Origin of the sequence: Pseudomonas sp. FR229a, from assembly GCF_030209115.1 — a bacterium.
Classification (GTDB): Bacteria; Pseudomonadota; Gammaproteobacteria; order Pseudomonadales; family Pseudomonadaceae; genus Aquipseudomonas; species Aquipseudomonas moraviensis_A.
Genome location: NZ_JARVSP010000013.1, coordinates 111,700 through 129,568, shown reverse-complemented (window position 1 = coordinate 129,568; position 17,869 = coordinate 111,700). Strand labels below are relative to the sequence as shown.

Here is a 17,869-nt window from a genome sequence, read left to right as displayed (position 1 = left end):
GGAGTGGGCACAGGATGGCCGGAGTTTGCGGCCGCGGCAACTTTTATCTGTATGGATATACAGATAAAGCGTTGCTGAAGGTTTGTACCGTTCGGCTGCACGGCCAGCCGGGCCCGGGCCGATCAGCTATACCTGATCCGGTCTCTTCGCTGTGTTCAGGAGAACCTCATGAAAAGCCCCAGTCCCGTAATCAGCCTCGAACAACTGCCGGGCTGCCTGCTGGTGAAATTCCACGGCATCCAGGTCGCTGCGTCCTCCCACGCGCTGATCCTCCAGGAGGCCAACTACCCGCCGGTCTACTACATTCCCCGCGAAGACATCGACGAGAAATATTTCGCCCGCACCGACCACACCAGCTATTGCCCGTACAAGGGCGACGCCAATTACTTCAGCCTTCAGGTGCCCGGACATGAGGGCGCGAACGCGGTATGGACGTACGAAAATCCAAAGGTCTCCGTCGCACCGATCCGCGACTACGTGGCGTTTTATCCGGACCAGGTGAAATTCGAAGTGATCAAAGGAGATGTCTGAATATAACTGTGGCGAGGGAGCAAGCTCACTCGCCACAGAAACAGCGTTGTCCAGGGTTCAGTTTTTGTCGAGATCGATATTCTTCGTCTCACGCAAGCAGATCATTCCCACCACCAGACTCACTCCGGTGATCAGCACCGGATACCACAGCCCATAGAAAATGTCCCCGGTATACACCACCAGCGCAAACGACACGGTCGGCAGGAATCCACCAAACCAGCCGTTGCCGATGTGATACGGCAGCGACATGGAGGTGTAGCGAATGCGCGTCGGGAACAGTTCGACCATCAGCGCCGCCAGCGGGCCGTAGCACATGGCCGAGATGATGATCAGCGCAACGATCAGGGCGACGATCATCGGTTTGTTGATCTGCTGCATATCGGCCTGTTGCGGATAACCGGCGAGGGTGATTGCGCCGCGCAGTGCCGCCTCATCGAAACCGTCCAGTTTCACGTCGCCGACACTCACTTGCACGGCGCTACCCGCAGGCGCAGCGACGCTGGTGTAGGGCAGGCCTTGTTTGACCAGGAAGGTTTTGACCTTGTCGCACGGGCTGTCGAATTTGGCCTTGCCCACTGGGTCGAACTGGAAGGTGCAAGTGGCCGGATCGGCGAGGACGGTAATCGGTGCCTGGCGGCTGGCCAGATCGATCGCGGGGTTGGCGTAGTGGGCCAGGGATTTGAAGATCGGAAAGTACAGCGCCGTCGCCAGCAGCAGGCCGAGCATCAGCACCGGTTTGCGCCCGACCTTGTCCGACAGCCAGCCGAAAAAGATGAAGAACGGCGCGCCGATCACCACGCTGATGATCAACAGACTGTTGGCCACCGCCGGGTCCATTTTCAGGAACTGGGTGAGGAAGAACAGCACGTAGAACTGCGCGGCGTAGAACGTCACCGCTTGCCCGGCGTTGATGCTGAACAGGGCGATCAGCACGACTTTGAGGTTTTCCCACTTGCCGAACGATTCGCGGATCGGCGCCTTTGAGGTTTTGCCTTCTTCCTTCATTTTCAGGTAGGCCGGTGACTCGTGCAGGCTCAGGCGAATCCAGGTGGAAATGCCCAGCAGCACGATCGACAGCAGGAACGGAATGCGCCACCCCCACACCTCAAACTGATCGCCGGTAAAATAGCGGCAACCGAGCACCACCAGCAGCGACAGCAACAGGCCAAGGGTGGCGGTGGATTGAATCCAACTGGTGTGGAAACCGCGCTTGCCGATCGGCGCGTGCTCGGCCACGTAAGTTGCCGCACCGCCATACTCCCCACCGAGCGCCAAGCCCTGGAGCATGCGCAGCACCACCAGAATGATCGGTGCGGCGATGCCGATGCTGGCGTAAGTCGGCAGCAGGCCCACGCAGAACGTCGCCACGCCCATCAGAATGATCGTTGCGAGAAAGGTGTATTTGCGCCCGATCATGTCGCCCAATCGGCCGAACACCAGCGCGCCGAACGGCCGCACAATGAAGCCGGCGGCGAACGCCATCAGGGCGAAGATGAACGCCGTGGTGTCGTTGACCCCGGCAAAAAACTGCTTGCTGATCACCGCCGCGAGGGCGCCGTAGAGGAAGAAGTCATACCACTCGAACACTGTCCCGAGTGATGAGGCGAAGATGACTTTCTGCGTTGCGTTGCTGGTCTCGGCGCTGCCCGCAGCGTCCAGCGGCTGAGCGTGGTCTGACATATCGGTATCCCTCACAGTGATTGTTTTTGTTGTTCCACTGGTGCTCGATGTCCTTGAATCAAACGCGGTCCCTTGTAGGAGTGAGCCTGCTCGCGATGGCGGTGTGTCAGCCAACGAAAATGTCGAATGTTACTCCGTCATCGCGAGCAGGCTCACTCCTACAGGGTCGGTGTTTACAACATTACGTTTGAGCATGAGTTGTGCCGCCTTCTCGGCAATCATCAGCGTAGGCGAACAGGTGTTGCCCGAGGTGATTTTCGGCATGATCGAGGCGTCGGCAACCCGCAACCCCGGCACGCCGTGCACGCGCAGTTGCGCATCGACTACCGCGTCGCCGTCGTTGCCCATGCGGCACGTGCCGACCGGATGGAAAATCGTCGTGCCGATTTTCGCCGCCGCTTCGTGCAATTGTTCTTCGCTTTGCAGGTTGGCGCCGGGCAGGTATTCCACAGGTTTGAAGGCCTGCAGGGCAGGGGCGCTGACGATGCGTCGGGTCAGGCGAATCGCATCGGCGGCGACACGCAGGTCTTGCGGGTGGCTGAGGTAATTGGGCTGAATCAGCGGCGCCGCTTGTGCATCGGCCGAGCGAATCTCGACGCGCCCACGGCTCTGCGGGCGCAGGTCGCACACCGAAGCGGTGAACGCCGGGAAACTGTGCAACGGTTCGCCAAAGCGCTCCAGCGACAGCGGTTGCACGTGATATTGCAGGTTCGCCGAAGTCTGCTCGGGACCGGATCGCGCAAACGCGCCCAACTGACTCGGCGCCATCGATAGCGGGCCGCTGCGGTCGTACAGATAACGCAGACCCATGCCCATCTTGCCCCACACGCTGCCGGCGATCTGGTTCAGGGTTCGGGCGTTTTCCAGCTTGTAGATCAGGCGCAGTTGCAGGTGATCCTGCAGGTTGCCGCCAACCCCCGGCAGCTCATGAATCACGCCGATACCCAAACGCTCGAGCAGCGGCCGCGGACCGATCCCGGAGCGCTGCAGAATACTCGGTGAGCCGATCGAACCCGCGCACAGGACAATCTCCTTGCGCGCCTTGAATCGTTTGATCTGGCCCTCATGACGCGCGCTGACTTTCGTCGCGCGGCCATCCTCCAGCAAGACACGATCAACTTCTACGCCGGTCAGCACAGTCAGGTTCGCCCGGCCTCGCAGCGGTTTCAAAAAGGCCTTGGCCGCGTTCCAGCGCACCCCGGCTCTCTGGTTGACCTGAAAGTAGCCGCAGCCTTCGTTGTCGCCCTGGTTGAAGTCATTGATGCTGGCGATGCCGCTTTGCTCGGCAGCGCTGCGAAAGGCATCCAGAATCGGCCACGACAGGCGCTGCTGTTCGACCCGCCACTCACCCTGATCGCCATGAAACTCGGCGCCGCCGGCAAAGTGGTTTTCGCTCTGCTTGAACAGCGGCAGCACATCCTTCCACGCCCAGCCCGGATTGCCGGCCGCCGCCCAACCGTCATAGTCGCTGGCCTGGCCGCGCATGTAGATCATGCCGTTGATCGATGAACAGCCGCCCAGCACCTTGCCGCGCGGATAACTCAGCGCACGGCCATTGAGACCCGGTTGCTCTTCGGTTTTGAAGCACCAGTCGGTGCGCGGATTACCGATGCAGAACAGGTAACCCACAGGAATGTGAATCCAGGCGTAGTTGTCGCGTCCGCCAGCTTCGAGCAGCAACACCCGATGCTGAGGGTCTGCGGATAGCCGGTTGGCCAGCAGGCACCCGGCGGGGCCGGCGCCGACCACGATGTAGTCGAATTCATCGAGGGACGTGTACATGCCCTGACCTCGCTTTTTGTTTTTATTGTCGGACACTCTAGTTGTTAGCTTTCGTTAAAAGAATGTTAGTTTTTGCGCAGCCGCTGTGCGTTTTCAAACAGCGTTCAGCGACGATAGCCGACAAGGACCCGCCATGTTCGACTGGAACGACCTGCGCTTTTTTCTCGAATTGCAACGCAGCGGTCGCTTGCTCACCGCCGCGCGCCGGCTCAACACCACCCACGCCACCGTGGCACGGCATATCGAATCGATCGAGAAAAGCCTCGGCACTGCGCTGTTCGTTCAGCATGCCCAAGGCTATGAAATGACCCCGGCGGGTGAGGCGCTGCTCAAGCACGCCGAAGCGATGGAAAATGTCGCGCTGCTGGCGCAGGAGGAAATTACCCAGTCCACGGCGCCGCTGGGCAAGATCCGCGTTGGCGTCACCGAAGGCCTCGGCATCAAATTTCTTGCCAGTCGCATGATCGGTCTGTTCGAGCGCTACCCCGGCCTTGAGGTGGAACTGGTCGCGGTGCCGCGCTTCGTCAGCATCCTCAACCGTGAAGCGGAAATCAGCATCCACCTCGAACGACCGTCCGCTGACATGCTGGTCACGCGAAAACTCACTGATTATCGGTTGGCGCTTTACGCCAGCCAAAGCTACCTCGACAAGGCACCGCCGCTGCACAGCCGCGAAGATCTGGGTCGACACGCGTGGATCGGCTACGTCGACGATCTGTTGTTCAGCCAGGAACTGATGTTCCTCAACAGCTTCTGCCGCAGCCCGCGCGTGGTGTTTCACAGCACCAGCGTCATCGCTCAGCAGGAAGCGGCGCGCTCGGGATTGGGCATCGCCGTCCTGCCGTGTTACATGGCCGCGTCCGACCCGGATCTGGTGGCGCTGCTGCCGGATGAAAGCATTGAGCGCAGCTACTGGATCAGCACGCGGCGGGAGTTGCACAAATCGGTGCGGCTGCGGGTGGTCTGGGATTATGTGGTGGGATTGTGCGAAGCAGAGCAGGGGTTGCTGCGCGGTTAGTCCTGCATCACACAAATCTCCTGTAGGAGTGAGCCTGCTCGCGATAGCGGTGTGTCTGTGAAGCTAGCTTTGACTCATACACCGCTATCGCGAGCAGGCTCACTCCTACAAGGAATCGCATTTCAAGTTGATAAATATATGGATATCCGTATATTCGTTTTCCCGCATATGGCGAGCCGATCACCATGATCACCCCCACCGAAGTCTTCAAAAGCCTCGCTGACGAGACCCGCGTTCGCGCCATTCTGCTCATCGCCGAACAAGGTGAGCTCTGCGTTTGCGAGCTGATGTGTGCGCTGGACGACAGCCAGCCGAAAATCAGCCGCCACCTCGCGCAACTGCGCAGCAATGGTTTGCTGCTCGACCGCCGTCAGGGCCAGTGGGTGTATTACCGGCTGAACCCGGAGCTGCCGGCATGGATCGGCGAAATCCTCCAGGTGACCGCGAAAGCCAATGTCGAGTGGCTCAAGGACAACGCCGCGCGCCTGCAGTACATGGATGGCCGTCCCGTGCGCGAACGCGCCTGCTGCTGAATCTTCAACTTTTTACGGAGCGCATCGATGCGAGTCCTGTTCATGTGCACGGCCAACAGCTGCCGCAGCATTCTTTCCGAAGGCATGTTCAATCACTTGGCGACCGGCAGCTTCACAGCAGTGAGTGCCGGCAGTTTCCCCAAAGGCCAGGTGCTGCCCCGCAGCCTGACGACGTTGCAAAAGTACGGTATCGCCACCGACGGGTTGCACAGCAAAGGCAACGACGCTTTCGAAAATGATCCACCGGATATTGTCATCACCGTCTGCGACAAAGCCGCCGGGGAAACCTGCCCGGTGTATTTCGGCCCGGCATTGAAAGCACATTGGGGGCTGGAAGATCCGTCCCAAGTCCAGGGCGACGAAGCTGCAATCGACGCGGCATTCCAGGCCACCCTCATGCGCATCGGCGAACGCTGTCAGGCCTTCCTCGATCTGCCGTTTCACTCGCTCACTCGCGAACAACTGAAGGCTGAACTCGACCGCATCGGCGCGCTGTAAGGAGGCCCCATGTCAGATCATCTGCCCAACCTCGACGCAACCTTGTTCGACGCAGACAAGCCATCGTTAATGGGCGAACACAAACCGCGTATCCTTTTGCTCTACGGCTCGACCCGTGAACGTTCTTTCAGTCGCTTGCTGGTCGAGGAGGCCGCACGCCTGCTTGAACATTTCGGCGCCGAAACCCGCGTGTTCAATCCGTCCGGCCTGCCACTGCCCGACGACGTCCCGGTCGACCACCCGAAGGTTCAGGAGCTGCGCGATCTGGTGCTGTGGTCGGAAGGCCAGGTCTGGTGCTCGCCAGAACGCCACGGCGCCATGTCCGCCGTGTTCAAAGCACAGATCGACTGGATCCCCCTCGAACTCGGCGCCGTCCGCCCGACCCAAGGCAAAACCCTCGCGGTGATGCAAGTCTGCGGCGGCTCGCAGTCGTTCAACGTGGTCAACCAACTACGCGTCCTCGGCCGCTGGATGCGCATGTTCACCATCCCCAACCAATCCTCCGTACCCAAGGCCTATATGGAATTCGACGAAGCGGGGCGGATGAAACCCTCGCCGTTCTACGATCGCGTGGTGGATGTGATGGAGGAATTGGTGAAATTCACCGTGCTGCTGCGCGGCCAGCAGGCGCATCTGGTGGATCGCTATTCCGAGCGCAAGGAGAGTGCTGAACAGTTGATGGCGCGGGTGAATCAGCGATCGATCTGACCTCGTCCCGCGGGGAGGGACGGCTGCGTTCAAGTTGCCAACAGGCTTATTCCGCCTGCAGCTGACGAATGCTGCGTGGCGATGGTGTCGACGAGTTTTTCTGGTGTTTTCGAATAACCGACACTTCAGCTTTCGCACCTCCCTGCCGATGAAATCTGCACGATTTCAACGGAGTCCGTTCATGAACAAGGTTGTTGCTGTGCTGGTGCTCACTGCACTCGTTGCTGGCTGCAAAAGCAGCAGTTCCGATACCCAGACCGCAGATCTCTCCAATCTGCGCTGCTTCGCTTACTGGGACGATAAATCCATTAGCTCGCTGGAAGTCAGCTACATCCGCGATATGAGCAAGAGCGGTAACCTGCCGTGCACGATCATGCTGGGCGACCTGTACGAGAAAGGGCGCGGTGTGCCTCAGGACATTACCAAAGCCAAAGCCCTCTATCAGTCCGTAGCCGATAAAGACGCCGGCGCCTACGGCCAACTTGGGCGGATGGCCGAAGAAGGCATCGGCGGGCCGGTCAATGACTTTGATGCACGGCAGTTTTATCAGCGTGCTGTGAGCAAACCCGAACAGCATCGCAGTGAAGCTAAACTGGCCAAATACATGGAGGAAGGGCGAGGCGGACCGCAGGATTTGCAAGGCGCGCTGACGCACTACTTCAATGCAACGCGGTACCTCGGCGATGCCTCGTGGCAAGGCATCGAACGCCTGCGCGGTAAAGGCTTGACTCTGACGATTGAGCAGCAACAGCGCTACAACAAAATTTTTGTCGCCAGTGTGCAGAGCGGCCTCAGAAAACGCGTTGAAGTCATAGAGAAGTCTCTGGAGAGCAACGTCAGTTCGACGCCTGCGAGCAAACCGGTGCAAGTGCAGCTGGAGTACACCCCCGGCGCGTCGGCACCGGTGCTTTCGATACTACAAAGCTCAGGCGATTCCGCCCTCGATCAGAGAGTCATGCAAGCCTTTAGCGACTATCGCTTCCCCGGCGACCCGATCATGCCCCCGGGCCAGAAGAGCTATCAGGCGATCCCGGTCGTCAGGACAGACGGCAAGAGCCCACTGCAGAGGCTCAACGAGAGCAGAAAAAAGTAAGCCTTCTCCCTGCGCAAACCGGACGAGCCGGACCGGCTGCCGACGATGGCAAAACGATCGGCAGCTTTCTTCAAGGCGAACGAAAGCTGTTCTTGTATTATTTTTGATTGCTGATTCGTGCTCCAGCCCGGTTTTGCCACCTTTCAAAGGTTCTGATCATGTCAGACATGCCACCACGCCTGATCTACAGACGCCCACAACCAGCAGACCTGCCCAACGTTTTCGCGATTTTCGGCGACCCAAAAACCAACCAGTTCAATCCCGCCGGTCCAATGACCGACATGGCCCAAGCCGCAGCCCTACTGAGTCGCTGGCTGCAACACTGGGCAACCCACGGCTACGGATGGTGGGCAATCAGCAGCAGCCAGGCCCCCGACAACATCCTCGGATTCGCCGGTATCGCTGCCCATGACTATTTGGGCAAACCGGTCATCAACCTCGGCTACCGCTTCGCCGTCGAAGCCTGGGGTCACGGTTACGCAACAGAAGCCGCCCAAACCGCGCTGACCCACGCGTTCCACTACCTCGGTTTACCTGAAGTATTCGGACTGGTCAGACCGGACCATGTCGCCTCAATTCGCGTACTGGAAAAGATCGGCATGCACCGCTTCGGCGATCTCGACGACGTCCCCGGCAAAGCCCCAAGCCTCGTATTCCGTATCCAACGACAAGACGCCTGATCCAAAGCCAGACGCAAAACCTGTAGGAGCGAGCCTGCTCGCGATGACGCCAGCCCAATCACCATCTATCTAAACCAGACAAAAAAACTGTGGGAGCGAGCTTGCTCGCGAAAGCGTCCGCCCAGTCACCCCTCATGCGCAGTACACCTTAGCGTGGGGGGGGCCTAGTTACAGGTCTACCCACCCGCGTATGGCCGCGACCTTCGTTGGTGGCGAATGTGTTCGGCGAAATCGCCAGCTACCCCCCACCCCGACGAGGGGGCACTCCCCGGCTGGCACACGGCCACAGCTTGCGTCTCCCAGTCTCGGCTGTCACCCTTCGGGCCGTTCTCAAGGATCAGAACCAGGAATCACGGATGAGTGGCTACGTACCCAACCCCCCGAAAAATTATCGTTACGAAGAAGCCAAACCCGTCGATATTCATGCCGAGCGTTGGGCGGAATATGAGAAGTACGGGAAAGAACCTGCGCGCGAACCTGAAAAAATCGGCATTGCGTTGAGGATTGGGGTTTTCTTTGATGGTACTGGGAATAATGCGAACAACTCTGCTGCGGGGTTGTTGTGTGGCGCTCAGCATCCGATTGCGCCTGAGGATATTCCCGCCAGCTGCCAGCCTTACATGAGTGACCCGGACAGTAGTTATGGTAACGATGTCAGCAATGTGAAAAAGCTGAGCGAACTGTATGGGGCGACGCGACTCGCTGAGGGAGAGGGGCCACGAAAGAAAGCTTTCGGTATGGTCTACGTCGAAGGCATAGGTACCCGTTCGGGTGAAGAAGACAGTAAATTCGGCGCCGGTACAGGACGTGGCGAAACAGGCGTTGCAGGGCGAGTGCAATCCTCTTTCGCAGTGATCGAACAGCGTATCACTGAGGTATTGGACAAAAATCCCGGTAGTGAAATTGTTTCGTTGACCTTCGATACATTTGGCTTCAGTCGCGGTGCGGCAGCCGCCAGACATTTCGCCAATGAGATTGTGCGTGGCAGACAAGGCCCTTTGGGCGAGATTCTTCGCAATCAGTCCGATGCGCTTAGTTCGACCTTTGTCGACCAATACCACAGCGACATCAACATGGGCTTCATTGGTTTGTTCGACACTGTACCGTCGATTGCTGGATGGTCCAATTTGGGCAATATCAAAAGTGCAGTCGCAACAGGAATCAAACTCTACCTCGACCGACGTTACTTCACCGACGTTGTGCAGTTGGCTGCGCGGGATGAGTGCAGGGCTAACTTCGCTCTCAATCGAGTAGCGATGGATCATCCGGAAATTGTCTTGCCAGGTGTGCATTCCGATGTGGGTGGCGGTTACCTTGAAGAAGCTGAAGAATGTGTGCTCATTAGCCCAATGCAAACGCTAGAGGTCGGCAACTACGCGGATATCAACACCACGTCGATCTACCGGGATGCGGTCAATGTGAGAAATCAGTGGTTAGCCGATGGCTGGCCTTCCGAAATGCTTGAAGTCGTTACACCACCTCCTTTACTGATGCCGATCAGTCCTCAGGATCGACTGAGTCCTCGAGTCAAACGAGTCTACGCCGCCGTTCAACTCAAGCGTCCGGTGAGTGGGTTACTGTCGAGAGTGAGCCTGCGCGTGATGCATCAACTCGCCAAAGCCAAAGGCGTTCGCTTCGAAGACATTCCCGAGACGCCAGACTTCGCCGTTCCTGAAGAGCTTCAGCCCATGTGTGCTCGTTTTGCCGCCGGCGACTACAGCACTACGCCAGAGGAGGAGCACATCCTCAAACTCAAGTACATTCACACATCCGCCAATTGGAACCATCCGCTTGGCAGGAAAGATGGAAGTGGCATCAGAGCTGTTTACATCAATGCCCCCACGGAAGATGCAATCCGAGTAAAGCACCCACACGTACCTGACTGGACGCTTTGGTAATGAAGTTATTTACAGCACTGCTGTGCGCGCTCTTTGTGGCTGGCTGTAATGCCGATCCGCTGTCAGCAAAGAACGACCCTAAATCTCCATGGTGGGAACTCGGTTTTACCGAACCCAACTACATGAAAGTATGGGTTGAAGACACTGCTGTGGAAGACATTAGGGGCAAGACGTTTCTGCGCACGGGTGGAGGTTCTGCGTCGGGCGGGTACCCAGAAGATGGTACTGAGTCTGCCCGAGGCTGGGACGGAGTGGGCGCGTCCGCAAAAGCGGTGGTCGGCGCTGATCTCCCAAAACGAATTTTCGTTCGCTGGCAGTCCATCGTAGAGCCTCAGACCTATCGAGCCTGGGTGGATATACCGGAAGAAGCTAGGCAACTGATGCGGACTTCGGTTAGCCAGCGCTGCGCGAAAACACCGGAGCAGCGGAGCACCTATATTTCATCGGTCTATTTGGGATTGGCGCCTGGAGGGGTAGTGCAGGTTTGGGTCAGAGACTCATGCCACCATCCTGTTAAAGTCGCGAGAGCGCAGGCTGAGATAGAACCGCTAGGGCCTAGCCAAGGCAAGAACCAAGGGCGCTACGCATATCCCGTAAGCGAAAAGTCCAAACGTTACATCGAAAAATTCGGCATCCCATACGGGAGTTGGTAACCGCTGAAGCCGTGAGTCGTCCATTGTGCCGCCGCGCTCAATTTCGATGCACGGCCGCCAGCGCAATGATCCGCTATCGACCCTTGGGGTCAATAAACACTCCTCAAATCAAAACCTCAAACCCCGCACTACCCAACACTTCCCCATTAACCATCACCTGAACCCCATGCCGCCCGGCGAAATGCTTGCGCGTCGTAAAATCCTTGATGACCTGTCTGCGCCGCACTGGCTCGACCCCAAACCCCGGCAATTCCACCGTCTTCAACTTGAAAACCTTCCTCGAAACCCCGCCATTCGCTTTCACATAGTCAATCGCATAATCAATCACCAGCCGCTGCTCGTGCGCCACCGTGGACTTCACCACAAACGACAGCGTGATTGCGTCACCCAACTTCACCTCAGCCGGCTCAACCTTCACATCCAGCAACTCAACCTCAGCCTTCGCCCCCGCGCCAATCACCGTCAGCGCCCGCGAATCCCCCTGTTTGATCAAACTCCGCAACGCATGCTTGGCAATCCAGGCCGTGTGCTTGTTCTCCAACGACCAACCTTCAATCGTGTCCAACACCCACTGCGGATGCACTTTCGTCACATCATTCAAATGGTTCGCCACGGACTTGCGCACGTACAGACTCTCATCCGCCTTCAACCGATCCAGTATCCCGGCGGCCAACTGCGGATCCGCCTGTACCGCCTCCAACCGAAACGACCAGGGCAGGCGAGGGCGGCTGCCTTCGCTGGCTAATCTTCTGACGTGGTGGTTTTCGTCGCGAGTCCAGTCATGCATCCGTTCCAGCGAGCGTTCAAGGTCGGCGCGCAGAAAATAGCGAATGGCGAACTCGGATGAGCCGAAGGTGGTGAAGTACTTCAGGGCTTCCATAGAAGTATCGAACGCGCCAGCACCGTAGCTCGCGACATAATGCGGCAGGCATATGCTCACGAATCCGCTGTTCAGGCGTGGCGCGAGATTACGTAATACATCGAGGGAATCTTCGTAGTCCAGCGGCAGCACTGCATGCAGGCTTTCGGCGACGCGGGCCATGCGTTGCATCACCGACAATTCGGCCAGCCCGCGGCTGGCATGTTCAAGAAACGCTTGGGCTTTGAATGCCGGGTACACCGCGCTCATTTCATCAGCAATGTGCTGCAGACGCTCGGCGTTGAAGATTTCCTTTAGCGCCGGAGCGGCGGTGTCGGTGGTGCTCATGGTCAGTTCATCGGTGTGCTGAGGAAGGCGTCGGTGCCTTCGGCGTAGGCGGTGTATTCGGCAATTCGCGGATAGCGTGCGGCGTCGATCTGATCGGGCACCACAAGGTCGGTGAAGCTCCAGGCAACCGCCAGGCTGATGCCATCCTGGGCGAGCGAGCCGTCGATGGGTAATCGACGATGCTCGAGTTCTTTTTCCAGCGCGGTAAACGCGGCGGCGAGTTGGCCTTCAACGCGTTCGACCCAAGGTTGATATTGAATGTCGGCCGGGCGCAGGTTGCGTTCGTAATATAGCTGCACGGCTTTTTCGCAGGCGGCAAGGCTCAGGCCGATCAGGCGCAGGGCTTGGGCGCGCTGAGGCAATTCTTTCGGCAGCAGGCTTTTACCGGATGCGCTTTCGAGATAGTCGAGGATGAGTGTCGAGTCCATCAGAACCATGCCGTCGTCGAGGATCAGCGTCGGCGCCTTGACTACCGGGTTGATCTGCTGGAACTGCTCGAAATGGCGGAACACCGAGACCGACTCATGTTCGAGGTCGATCCCTAGGCATTTGGCGGAGATCGCTACGCGGCGCACGTAAGGGGAGTCGAGCATGCCGATCAGTTTCATGACGCGTTCCTTCAAGTCGAACCGGTGGGAACGCATAACCTAGCCGAGCCTGAGGCAATTGTCAGGCTGGCGCGGCAGCGCGTCGTATTCGTCGGTAATCGTTTGCAGCAGGCGCTCGGCAATGATCGGGGGGCTGGCGAGTGAGTGCTCGTCGGTAGCCGGCATAGCGGGGCGGGGCATAAATCTTCCTTCGGGCTGATCGATCACCTTGTGGCGAGGGCGCTTGCTCCCGCTGGACTGCGTAGCAGGCCCCGGATGTAAAACACTGGGCCTCTTCGCCCCAACGCAAGCAAGCTCTCTCGCCGCAATGTTGCTGGGTCGCGGCTGATATTAGGGGGGCTTTTGCAGTTCTGCTTTGCTGAAACGATGCAGTGCATAGTAAAAAAATTGCATACGAACGCTGTGGGGTTAGCCGTTTGTCTTCTATATACAGCCGCTCGACTGAATTTCTTGCTATAAACGCACTCCGATGGCCATGTGAAGCCTGTGTCAGAGCAGTTTCCTGGTCCTGTCGGACAAATTCCCTGTATTTACTGTTGCTGAGGTCTTGATCGGGCCTTAGACTGCCGCCCCTCGTAAATTGAGTGCCGGGTGGCGTTTGCAATAAAACGATGCCTTTTCGACGGCCCCCACGGTTCGCCGAAACGCTCCCTTATTCGCCTTAATGCACGTTTTTTTATAGAGATATCAATGACAAAGGACAAGTTGCTGGCCATGCCGGCAGATGACTACATGAATGCAGAGCAACACGCTTTCTTCACCGAGCTGTTGCAGAACATGAAAGTCGAAACCCACGAGCGCATTGAGCAAAATCGTATCGCCATCGAAAGCCTGGACACCCCGGCTGACCCGGCGGACGCGGCTTCGGTTGAAGAAGAGCGCACCTGGCTGGTCAACGCGATCGATCGCGACCAGCGCATGCTGCCGCAACTGGAACAAGCCCTTGAGCGCATCAAGGACGACAGCTTTGGCTGGTGCGACGACAGCGGCGAGGCCATCGGTCTCAAGCGCCTGCTGATCAGCCCGACCACCAAGTACTGCATCGAAGCTCAAGAGCGTCACGAGCAGATCGACAAGCACCAGCGTCAGGCCTGATTCTGTGGGGTGACCCTTTCAACAGGGCGCCTTGAAAAGATCGCAGCCTCCGGCAGCTCCTACACGGGCGTTGCTGAAGGCTGCGATCTTTGCTTTTGCTCGTCTGCACTCTTCCCAAACCGTTCCATTGACCTGCCACCGACCCACGACGAACGGACCATGGATAATGGCGTTGTAGTGGCGTTTAATGCAGGTACAACAATGAGAACAAACGTGGGGTGTTAGAGATGACGAGAGACGGATCTCTGGTTGCGGCGCTGCCTGCACCAGTGCATTTGCCGAAAGAACGCTGGATCGCACCGGCCCTGCAAAGCATTGCCCTGATGCTGTTGCTCGCCGGCGTGGCCCTGACCGACTGGTCGCTGTACCTCGGCATGCCGCTGGCGGTGCTGATTGTCTGGCTGCCGCGCCTGCGTTCACGCAACGTTCCTGCCACTGTTGCGGTCGATAGTGCGAGCGCATTGTCTGCACTGACCCGGGATCTTTCCTACACCACCAGTCACAACGCACTGTCAGCCGCCGGCGTGGCGTTCTCGGTCAAGTCGCTGGCGAGCAAACTTGAATCGCAACTCGACGCGGCGGCGCAGATCGTCAGCAACGCCGAAGTGATGATCGCCACCGAGCAGGCCACCTCGCAGCTCAGCCGCGAGGCGCTCGACGCCGCCAGCGAAGCGCATCAGAGCAGCGCGGCGGGACGTAGCGAATTGCTCGACTCGATTGTGCGCATGCAGCAACTCAGTCAACGCGCCAATGCCAGCCGCGAATTGATCGAAGCCTTGAGTGTGCGCAGTGACGACATTCAGCGCGTGACGCTGGTGATCCAGTCGATTGCCAGCCAGACCAACCTACTGGCCTTGAACGCAGCGATTGAAGCGGCCCGGGCCGGTGAACATGGGCGCGGTTTTGCTGTGGTCGCCGATGAAGTGCGCGGGTTGGCGGCGCGTACCGCGGCGGCCACGGGCGAAGTCGGCGAAATGGTTGCTGACATTCAGCAACGCACCGCGCAGGTGGTGGCGCAGATTCGCGAGTTGTCGAGCGATCTGCACATTGGTGTCGAACAGGTCGAACACACCGGCCAGCATTTGGAGAACATCGCACGACTGGCAGCCGGCGTCGAAACCCAGGTCAGCGAAATCGCCCGCGGCGCGCAAACCAATCGCCAACAGCTTGATGCGCTGTTCAGCGCAATCGAGCAAATGCGCAGTGATCTGGCGATCAGCGACCAACAGACCCGCCGCCTCGCAGAAGCAGCGGTGCAGATGGAAGGGCAGGCGGAAACCATCAGCGAACGCTTGGCCGAGGTGGGCCTGGACGACTATCACCAGCGCATTTATGACCTGGCGCGCGAAGGTGCGAGTCAGATCGCAGCGCGCTTCGAGGCGGATGTCGAGCAGGGGCGGATCAGCCTGGATGATTTGTTCGACCGCAGTTACCAACCGATTCCGGGCACCGAACCGGCCAAATTCCAGACCCGGTTCGATCGTTACACCGATCAGGTCTTGCCGGCGATTCAGGAACCGCTGTTAGCGCGTCATGAAGGCTTGGTGTTCGCGATCGCCTGCACGCAGCAGGGCTATGTACCGACGCATAATCAGGCATTCAGCCAGCCGTTGACAGGTGATGTGCAGGTCGACACGGTGAATAACCGCACCAAGCGCAAATTCAGTGACCGCACGGGTATCCGTTGCGGCAGCCATCAACAACCGGTGCTGTTGCAGACTTACACGCGCGACACGGGTGAGCTGATGCATGACTTGTCGGTGCCGATCATGATCAGGGGCCGTCATTGGGGCGGGTTGCGTCTGGGTTACAAACCGGAAAATCCGCGCTGAGATTGTTACCGTTGGCGCAATGAATCTGTGCACGGCCCTTGCTGTTTCCGCGCGAAGGAAAGCATTACTCTGCCGACTTAGTTAGGTAGCTAATTATTCGGAGAGCACATGCAGTGCAGGGTGGACGTGGCAGTGATGATCGGCAGCGGCGTGCCGGCCGGATTACGTGCGCTGGGGCGCAGTGTGTGTTGGGTGGTTCTGCTCAACGGTGAGCGACGCGGTACAGCCTTCGCCAGTCGCGATGAGGCGGAGGAGTGCAAGGCTGCCTGGCTCGAACAATTGAACATCGAGCCCGGCGACAGCCTGCACTGATCGCCCTTATTTGCCGCGATGCAAACGTACGTTCAGCTCATCGACAATGACCGCTTCTTCACCGTCGGCACGCAGCCACTCTTTGAGTAATTGCGCCTGTTGGGGCGTCCAGAAACCGGCATCGATCAGTTTGGTATCCGGGTCCAGCGGATGGGCTTCGACAAAGTCATTGATCGACGCTTCATCGGACGGTAGGCCCAACTGCTCGAAAAGGGTGGTCAGGTTAAGCTCGGTTGGCAGTTCCATCATCTACTCCTGGGTCGGTGCCGATAGGGCTTGTTCGCTCACTTCCTTATCAGAGGCATGCGCTGGCGCGGAGTTCGATTTTTGATTCGAGCGAGCGGGCGAGGGCGCACGCTTCGTTGTGATTGCCGCGGAAACCTCTGACACGTCCCGTGGATATTTCCTTGATATGAAAGAAGGCGATGCCCGCTGGCACCACTTGAAAGTGCGGGGTTTGGTGATTGTTAGAAGATGTCGGAAGCTGATCGAGGTCGGCAACCTGCACCGTCAGAGGTGTGCTGATTCCTGCGTCAGCCGACGTGGCGAAATGAGTCAAAGTGCACATATGAAGTCCTTTTCATCAGTCGGCCTGAATTTAACGGCCGTTGCGGGTAGTCGTAATGAGCATCGCTGCTCTAGAATCGCCAGAACCTGCTGACGACCGGGCTTATCTAAAGCAATTTTTCGCCAGCGATATGTCGGAAAAGTGCTTTTTTTCGTGAGAAATTTCCCTAAAGTTCGTAGTCAGATTTGCTCTAGTCGCACTTGAGGCTTTTTCCTTCAAGGTTTGGCGATTTCAGAGCGGGTTTCACTAATGACAATCCAGTAGTCTACGAACCTCGCGATTCAAGAGCGCTTTGCTCGCGTCGGGTTTTTGAGTGTCTTTGCAGTTTTCATCGGCCTGGCCGTTTCTTTGCCGTGGGCGTTTTTCGCTGCGCGGTTTTTCAAATGTGGGGATGTTTCTTTGGCAGTCAGTAACCTCGATATGCATGCTTTGTTCGTGCTGGGTGATTTGCGTGCAAAGCTGGTCAAGCAATTCCAATCACGTTTTGTTTACATCACCGAGCAAAACGCCGAAGGCATTTACATCGCCGAAATCGATACCGAAAGTGCGTTGGTAGTCGATGACAAACCGGGGCTCAAACTCAAGGTCGGTGACCATTTCATTGCATCGGTTCTGCCCAGCCGTGAAGGCGGCAAGATGGACATTCGTTTTCGCGACATCAAACTGACGGTCTACGGCCTGGGCGATTACGCGTTTGTCAGCACGGCCGACGGTCACGCGATCCTGTTCAAGGAAGGCCATAGCGTCGTCACCGTGTTTGCCGCCAATGAACAATTGCAGGAAGGCCTGACCAAAACCCTGAAAGCTGTCACCGCCAAAGCTGCCAAATGGCGCAAGGGCGAGCTGGTCACGTTCAAGGCCAGCGAGTGAGCCGCGCGCAATTCCATTCGCAAAACCTCGACAATGCACGTGCAGAAGCGCAGCGCCTGCTCGCTCGAAAAGCCGAACTGCAAGGTGCCTGGCTGAGTTGGGTGGCGTCGCAGATCTACGCATTGCAACCGGCGGCTTACGCCAGCATGGTCAGACGTGAGCTGCAAAGCCTGCAGGAAAAGTCTGAAATGTAATCTCGCGCGCAGCAGACCCCGGAAAAAGCAGGAACCTCGGCTACAGTCAGTTGACTGAGTCATTCAGAGGCTTGCGTTTCTGTCAGGCCAACTGCCATTGCTGTGAACA

The 17,869-nt window shown here is 58.0% G+C and carries 20 protein-coding genes and 1 pseudogene; 14 read left to right on the top strand and 7 right to left on the bottom strand.

The annotated features are described in order from the left end of the window. Positions 1–168: 168 nt before the first annotated feature. Positions 169–531 (top strand): DUF427 domain-containing protein, encoded by a 363-nt coding sequence (locus QRN33_RS12340; protein ID WP_042609386.1) that lies wholly within the window; start codon positions 169–171, stop codon positions 529–531. 57 nt (positions 532–588) lie between these two features. Here the strand turns inward: QRN33_RS12340 and QRN33_RS12335 are convergent, their stop codons facing one another. Next, positions 589–2,211, bottom strand: coding sequence for an MFS transporter (locus tag QRN33_RS12335; RefSeq protein ID WP_042609387.1), 1,623 nt, complete (start codon positions 2,209–2,211; stop codon positions 589–591). Between the two features lie 129 nt (positions 2,212–2,340). Then, a complete protein-coding gene (locus QRN33_RS12330; RefSeq protein WP_285408763.1) occupies positions 2,341–3,993 on the bottom strand; it encodes a GMC family oxidoreductase in 1,653 nt (550 codons plus the stop codon). A gap of 133 nt (positions 3,994–4,126) precedes the next feature. On the opposite strand from QRN33_RS12330, the gene QRN33_RS12325 reads away from it, so the two are divergent. From QRN33_RS12325 to QRN33_RS12290, 8 genes are all read left to right on the top strand, one after another. Next, positions 4,127–5,011, top strand: coding sequence for a LysR family transcriptional regulator (locus tag QRN33_RS12325; RefSeq protein ID WP_064363502.1), 885 nt, complete (start codon positions 4,127–4,129; stop codon positions 5,009–5,011). Positions 5,012–5,196: 185 nt separating this feature from the next. Further along, on the top strand, positions 5,197–5,544 hold the full coding sequence (locus tag QRN33_RS12320; protein WP_042606695.1) for a metalloregulator ArsR/SmtB family transcription factor: 348 nt from the start codon (positions 5,197–5,199) through the stop codon (positions 5,542–5,544). A gap of 27 nt (positions 5,545–5,571) precedes the next feature. Further along, positions 5,572–6,042 carry an arsenate reductase ArsC gene (locus QRN33_RS12315; RefSeq protein WP_285408760.1) on the top strand — a complete coding sequence of 157 codons (471 nt, stop codon included), beginning with the start codon at positions 5,572–5,574 and terminating at the stop codon, positions 6,040–6,042. A gap of 9 nt (positions 6,043–6,051) precedes the next feature. Continuing rightward, positions 6,052–6,750, top strand: coding sequence for an arsenical resistance protein ArsH (gene arsH, locus QRN33_RS12310; protein ID WP_042606697.1), 699 nt, complete (start codon positions 6,052–6,054; stop codon positions 6,748–6,750). A 181-nt stretch (positions 6,751–6,931) separates the two neighbouring features. Beyond that, a complete protein-coding gene (locus tag QRN33_RS12305; protein WP_285408758.1) occupies positions 6,932–7,843 on the top strand; it encodes a sel1 repeat family protein in 912 nt (303 codons plus the stop codon). A 158-nt stretch (positions 7,844–8,001) separates the two neighbouring features. Then, positions 8,002–8,523 carry a GNAT family N-acetyltransferase gene (locus QRN33_RS12300; RefSeq protein WP_123419337.1) on the top strand — a complete coding sequence of 174 codons (522 nt, stop codon included), beginning with the start codon at positions 8,002–8,004 and terminating at the stop codon, positions 8,521–8,523. A 356-nt stretch (positions 8,524–8,879) separates the two neighbouring features. After that, complete coding sequence (locus tag QRN33_RS12295; protein WP_285408757.1) at positions 8,880–10,421, top strand: phospholipase effector Tle1 domain-containing protein; 1,542 nt, start codon at positions 8,880–8,882, stop codon at positions 10,419–10,421. Continuing rightward, on the top strand, positions 10,421–11,074 hold the full coding sequence (locus QRN33_RS12290; RefSeq protein ID WP_083352545.1) for a DUF2931 family protein: 654 nt from the start codon (positions 10,421–10,423) through the stop codon (positions 11,072–11,074). The genes QRN33_RS12295 and QRN33_RS12290 overlap by 1 nt, the downstream gene beginning before the upstream one ends. 103 nt (positions 11,075–11,177) lie before the next feature. Here QRN33_RS12290 and QRN33_RS12285 read toward each other — a convergent pair whose 3' ends face one another. From QRN33_RS12285 to QRN33_RS12275, 3 genes and pseudogenes are all read right to left on the bottom strand, one after another. Beyond that, complete coding sequence (locus QRN33_RS12285; protein ID WP_285408755.1) at positions 11,178–12,281, bottom strand: DNA alkylation repair protein; 1,104 nt, start codon at positions 12,279–12,281, stop codon at positions 11,178–11,180. A 2-nt stretch (positions 12,282–12,283) separates the two neighbouring features. After that, complete coding sequence (locus QRN33_RS12280) at positions 12,284–12,889, bottom strand: glutathione S-transferase (RefSeq protein WP_285408754.1); 606 nt, start codon at positions 12,887–12,889, stop codon at positions 12,284–12,286. Between the two features lie 66 nt (positions 12,890–12,955). Then, positions 12,956–13,069, bottom strand: a pseudogene (locus QRN33_RS12275) (MurR/RpiR family transcriptional regulator); the annotation flags it as partial. A 510-nt stretch (positions 13,070–13,579) separates the two neighbouring features. On the opposite strand from QRN33_RS12275, the gene QRN33_RS12270 reads away from it, so the two are divergent. From QRN33_RS12270 to QRN33_RS12260, 3 genes are all read left to right on the top strand, one after another. Continuing rightward, positions 13,580–13,984 carry a TraR/DksA family transcriptional regulator gene (locus QRN33_RS12270; RefSeq protein ID WP_016775095.1) on the top strand — a complete coding sequence of 135 codons (405 nt, stop codon included), beginning with the start codon at positions 13,580–13,582 and terminating at the stop codon, positions 13,982–13,984. 227 nt (positions 13,985–14,211) lie between these two features. Further along, positions 14,212–15,816, top strand: coding sequence for a methyl-accepting chemotaxis protein (locus QRN33_RS12265; RefSeq protein WP_285408753.1), 1,605 nt, complete (start codon positions 14,212–14,214; stop codon positions 15,814–15,816). A gap of 108 nt (positions 15,817–15,924) precedes the next feature. Next, positions 15,925–16,128 (top strand): hypothetical protein, encoded by a 204-nt coding sequence (locus tag QRN33_RS12260; protein ID WP_285408752.1) that lies wholly within the window; start codon positions 15,925–15,927, stop codon positions 16,126–16,128. A gap of 6 nt (positions 16,129–16,134) precedes the next feature. Here the strand turns inward: QRN33_RS12260 and QRN33_RS12255 are convergent, their stop codons facing one another. Next, positions 16,135–16,374, bottom strand: coding sequence for a DUF2789 family protein (locus tag QRN33_RS12255; protein ID WP_285408751.1), 240 nt, complete (start codon positions 16,372–16,374; stop codon positions 16,135–16,137). A 49-nt stretch (positions 16,375–16,423) separates the two neighbouring features. Beyond that, positions 16,424–16,696, bottom strand: a complete 273-nt coding sequence (locus QRN33_RS12250; RefSeq protein ID WP_042606707.1) for a hypothetical protein — start codon at positions 16,694–16,696, stop codon at positions 16,424–16,426. Between the two features lie 399 nt (positions 16,697–17,095). Here QRN33_RS12250 and QRN33_RS12245 point away from each other — a divergent pair, with 399 nt between their 5' ends. Then, positions 17,096–17,566, top strand: a complete 471-nt coding sequence (locus tag QRN33_RS12245) for a hypothetical protein (protein ID WP_039763128.1) — start codon at positions 17,096–17,098, stop codon at positions 17,564–17,566. Then, entirely contained in the window at positions 17,563–17,760 is a 198-nt protein-coding gene (locus QRN33_RS12240; RefSeq protein WP_083352548.1) for a hypothetical protein, read from the top strand. The genes QRN33_RS12245 and QRN33_RS12240 overlap by 4 nt, the downstream gene beginning before the upstream one ends. Positions 17,761–17,869: the final 109 nt, after the last annotated feature.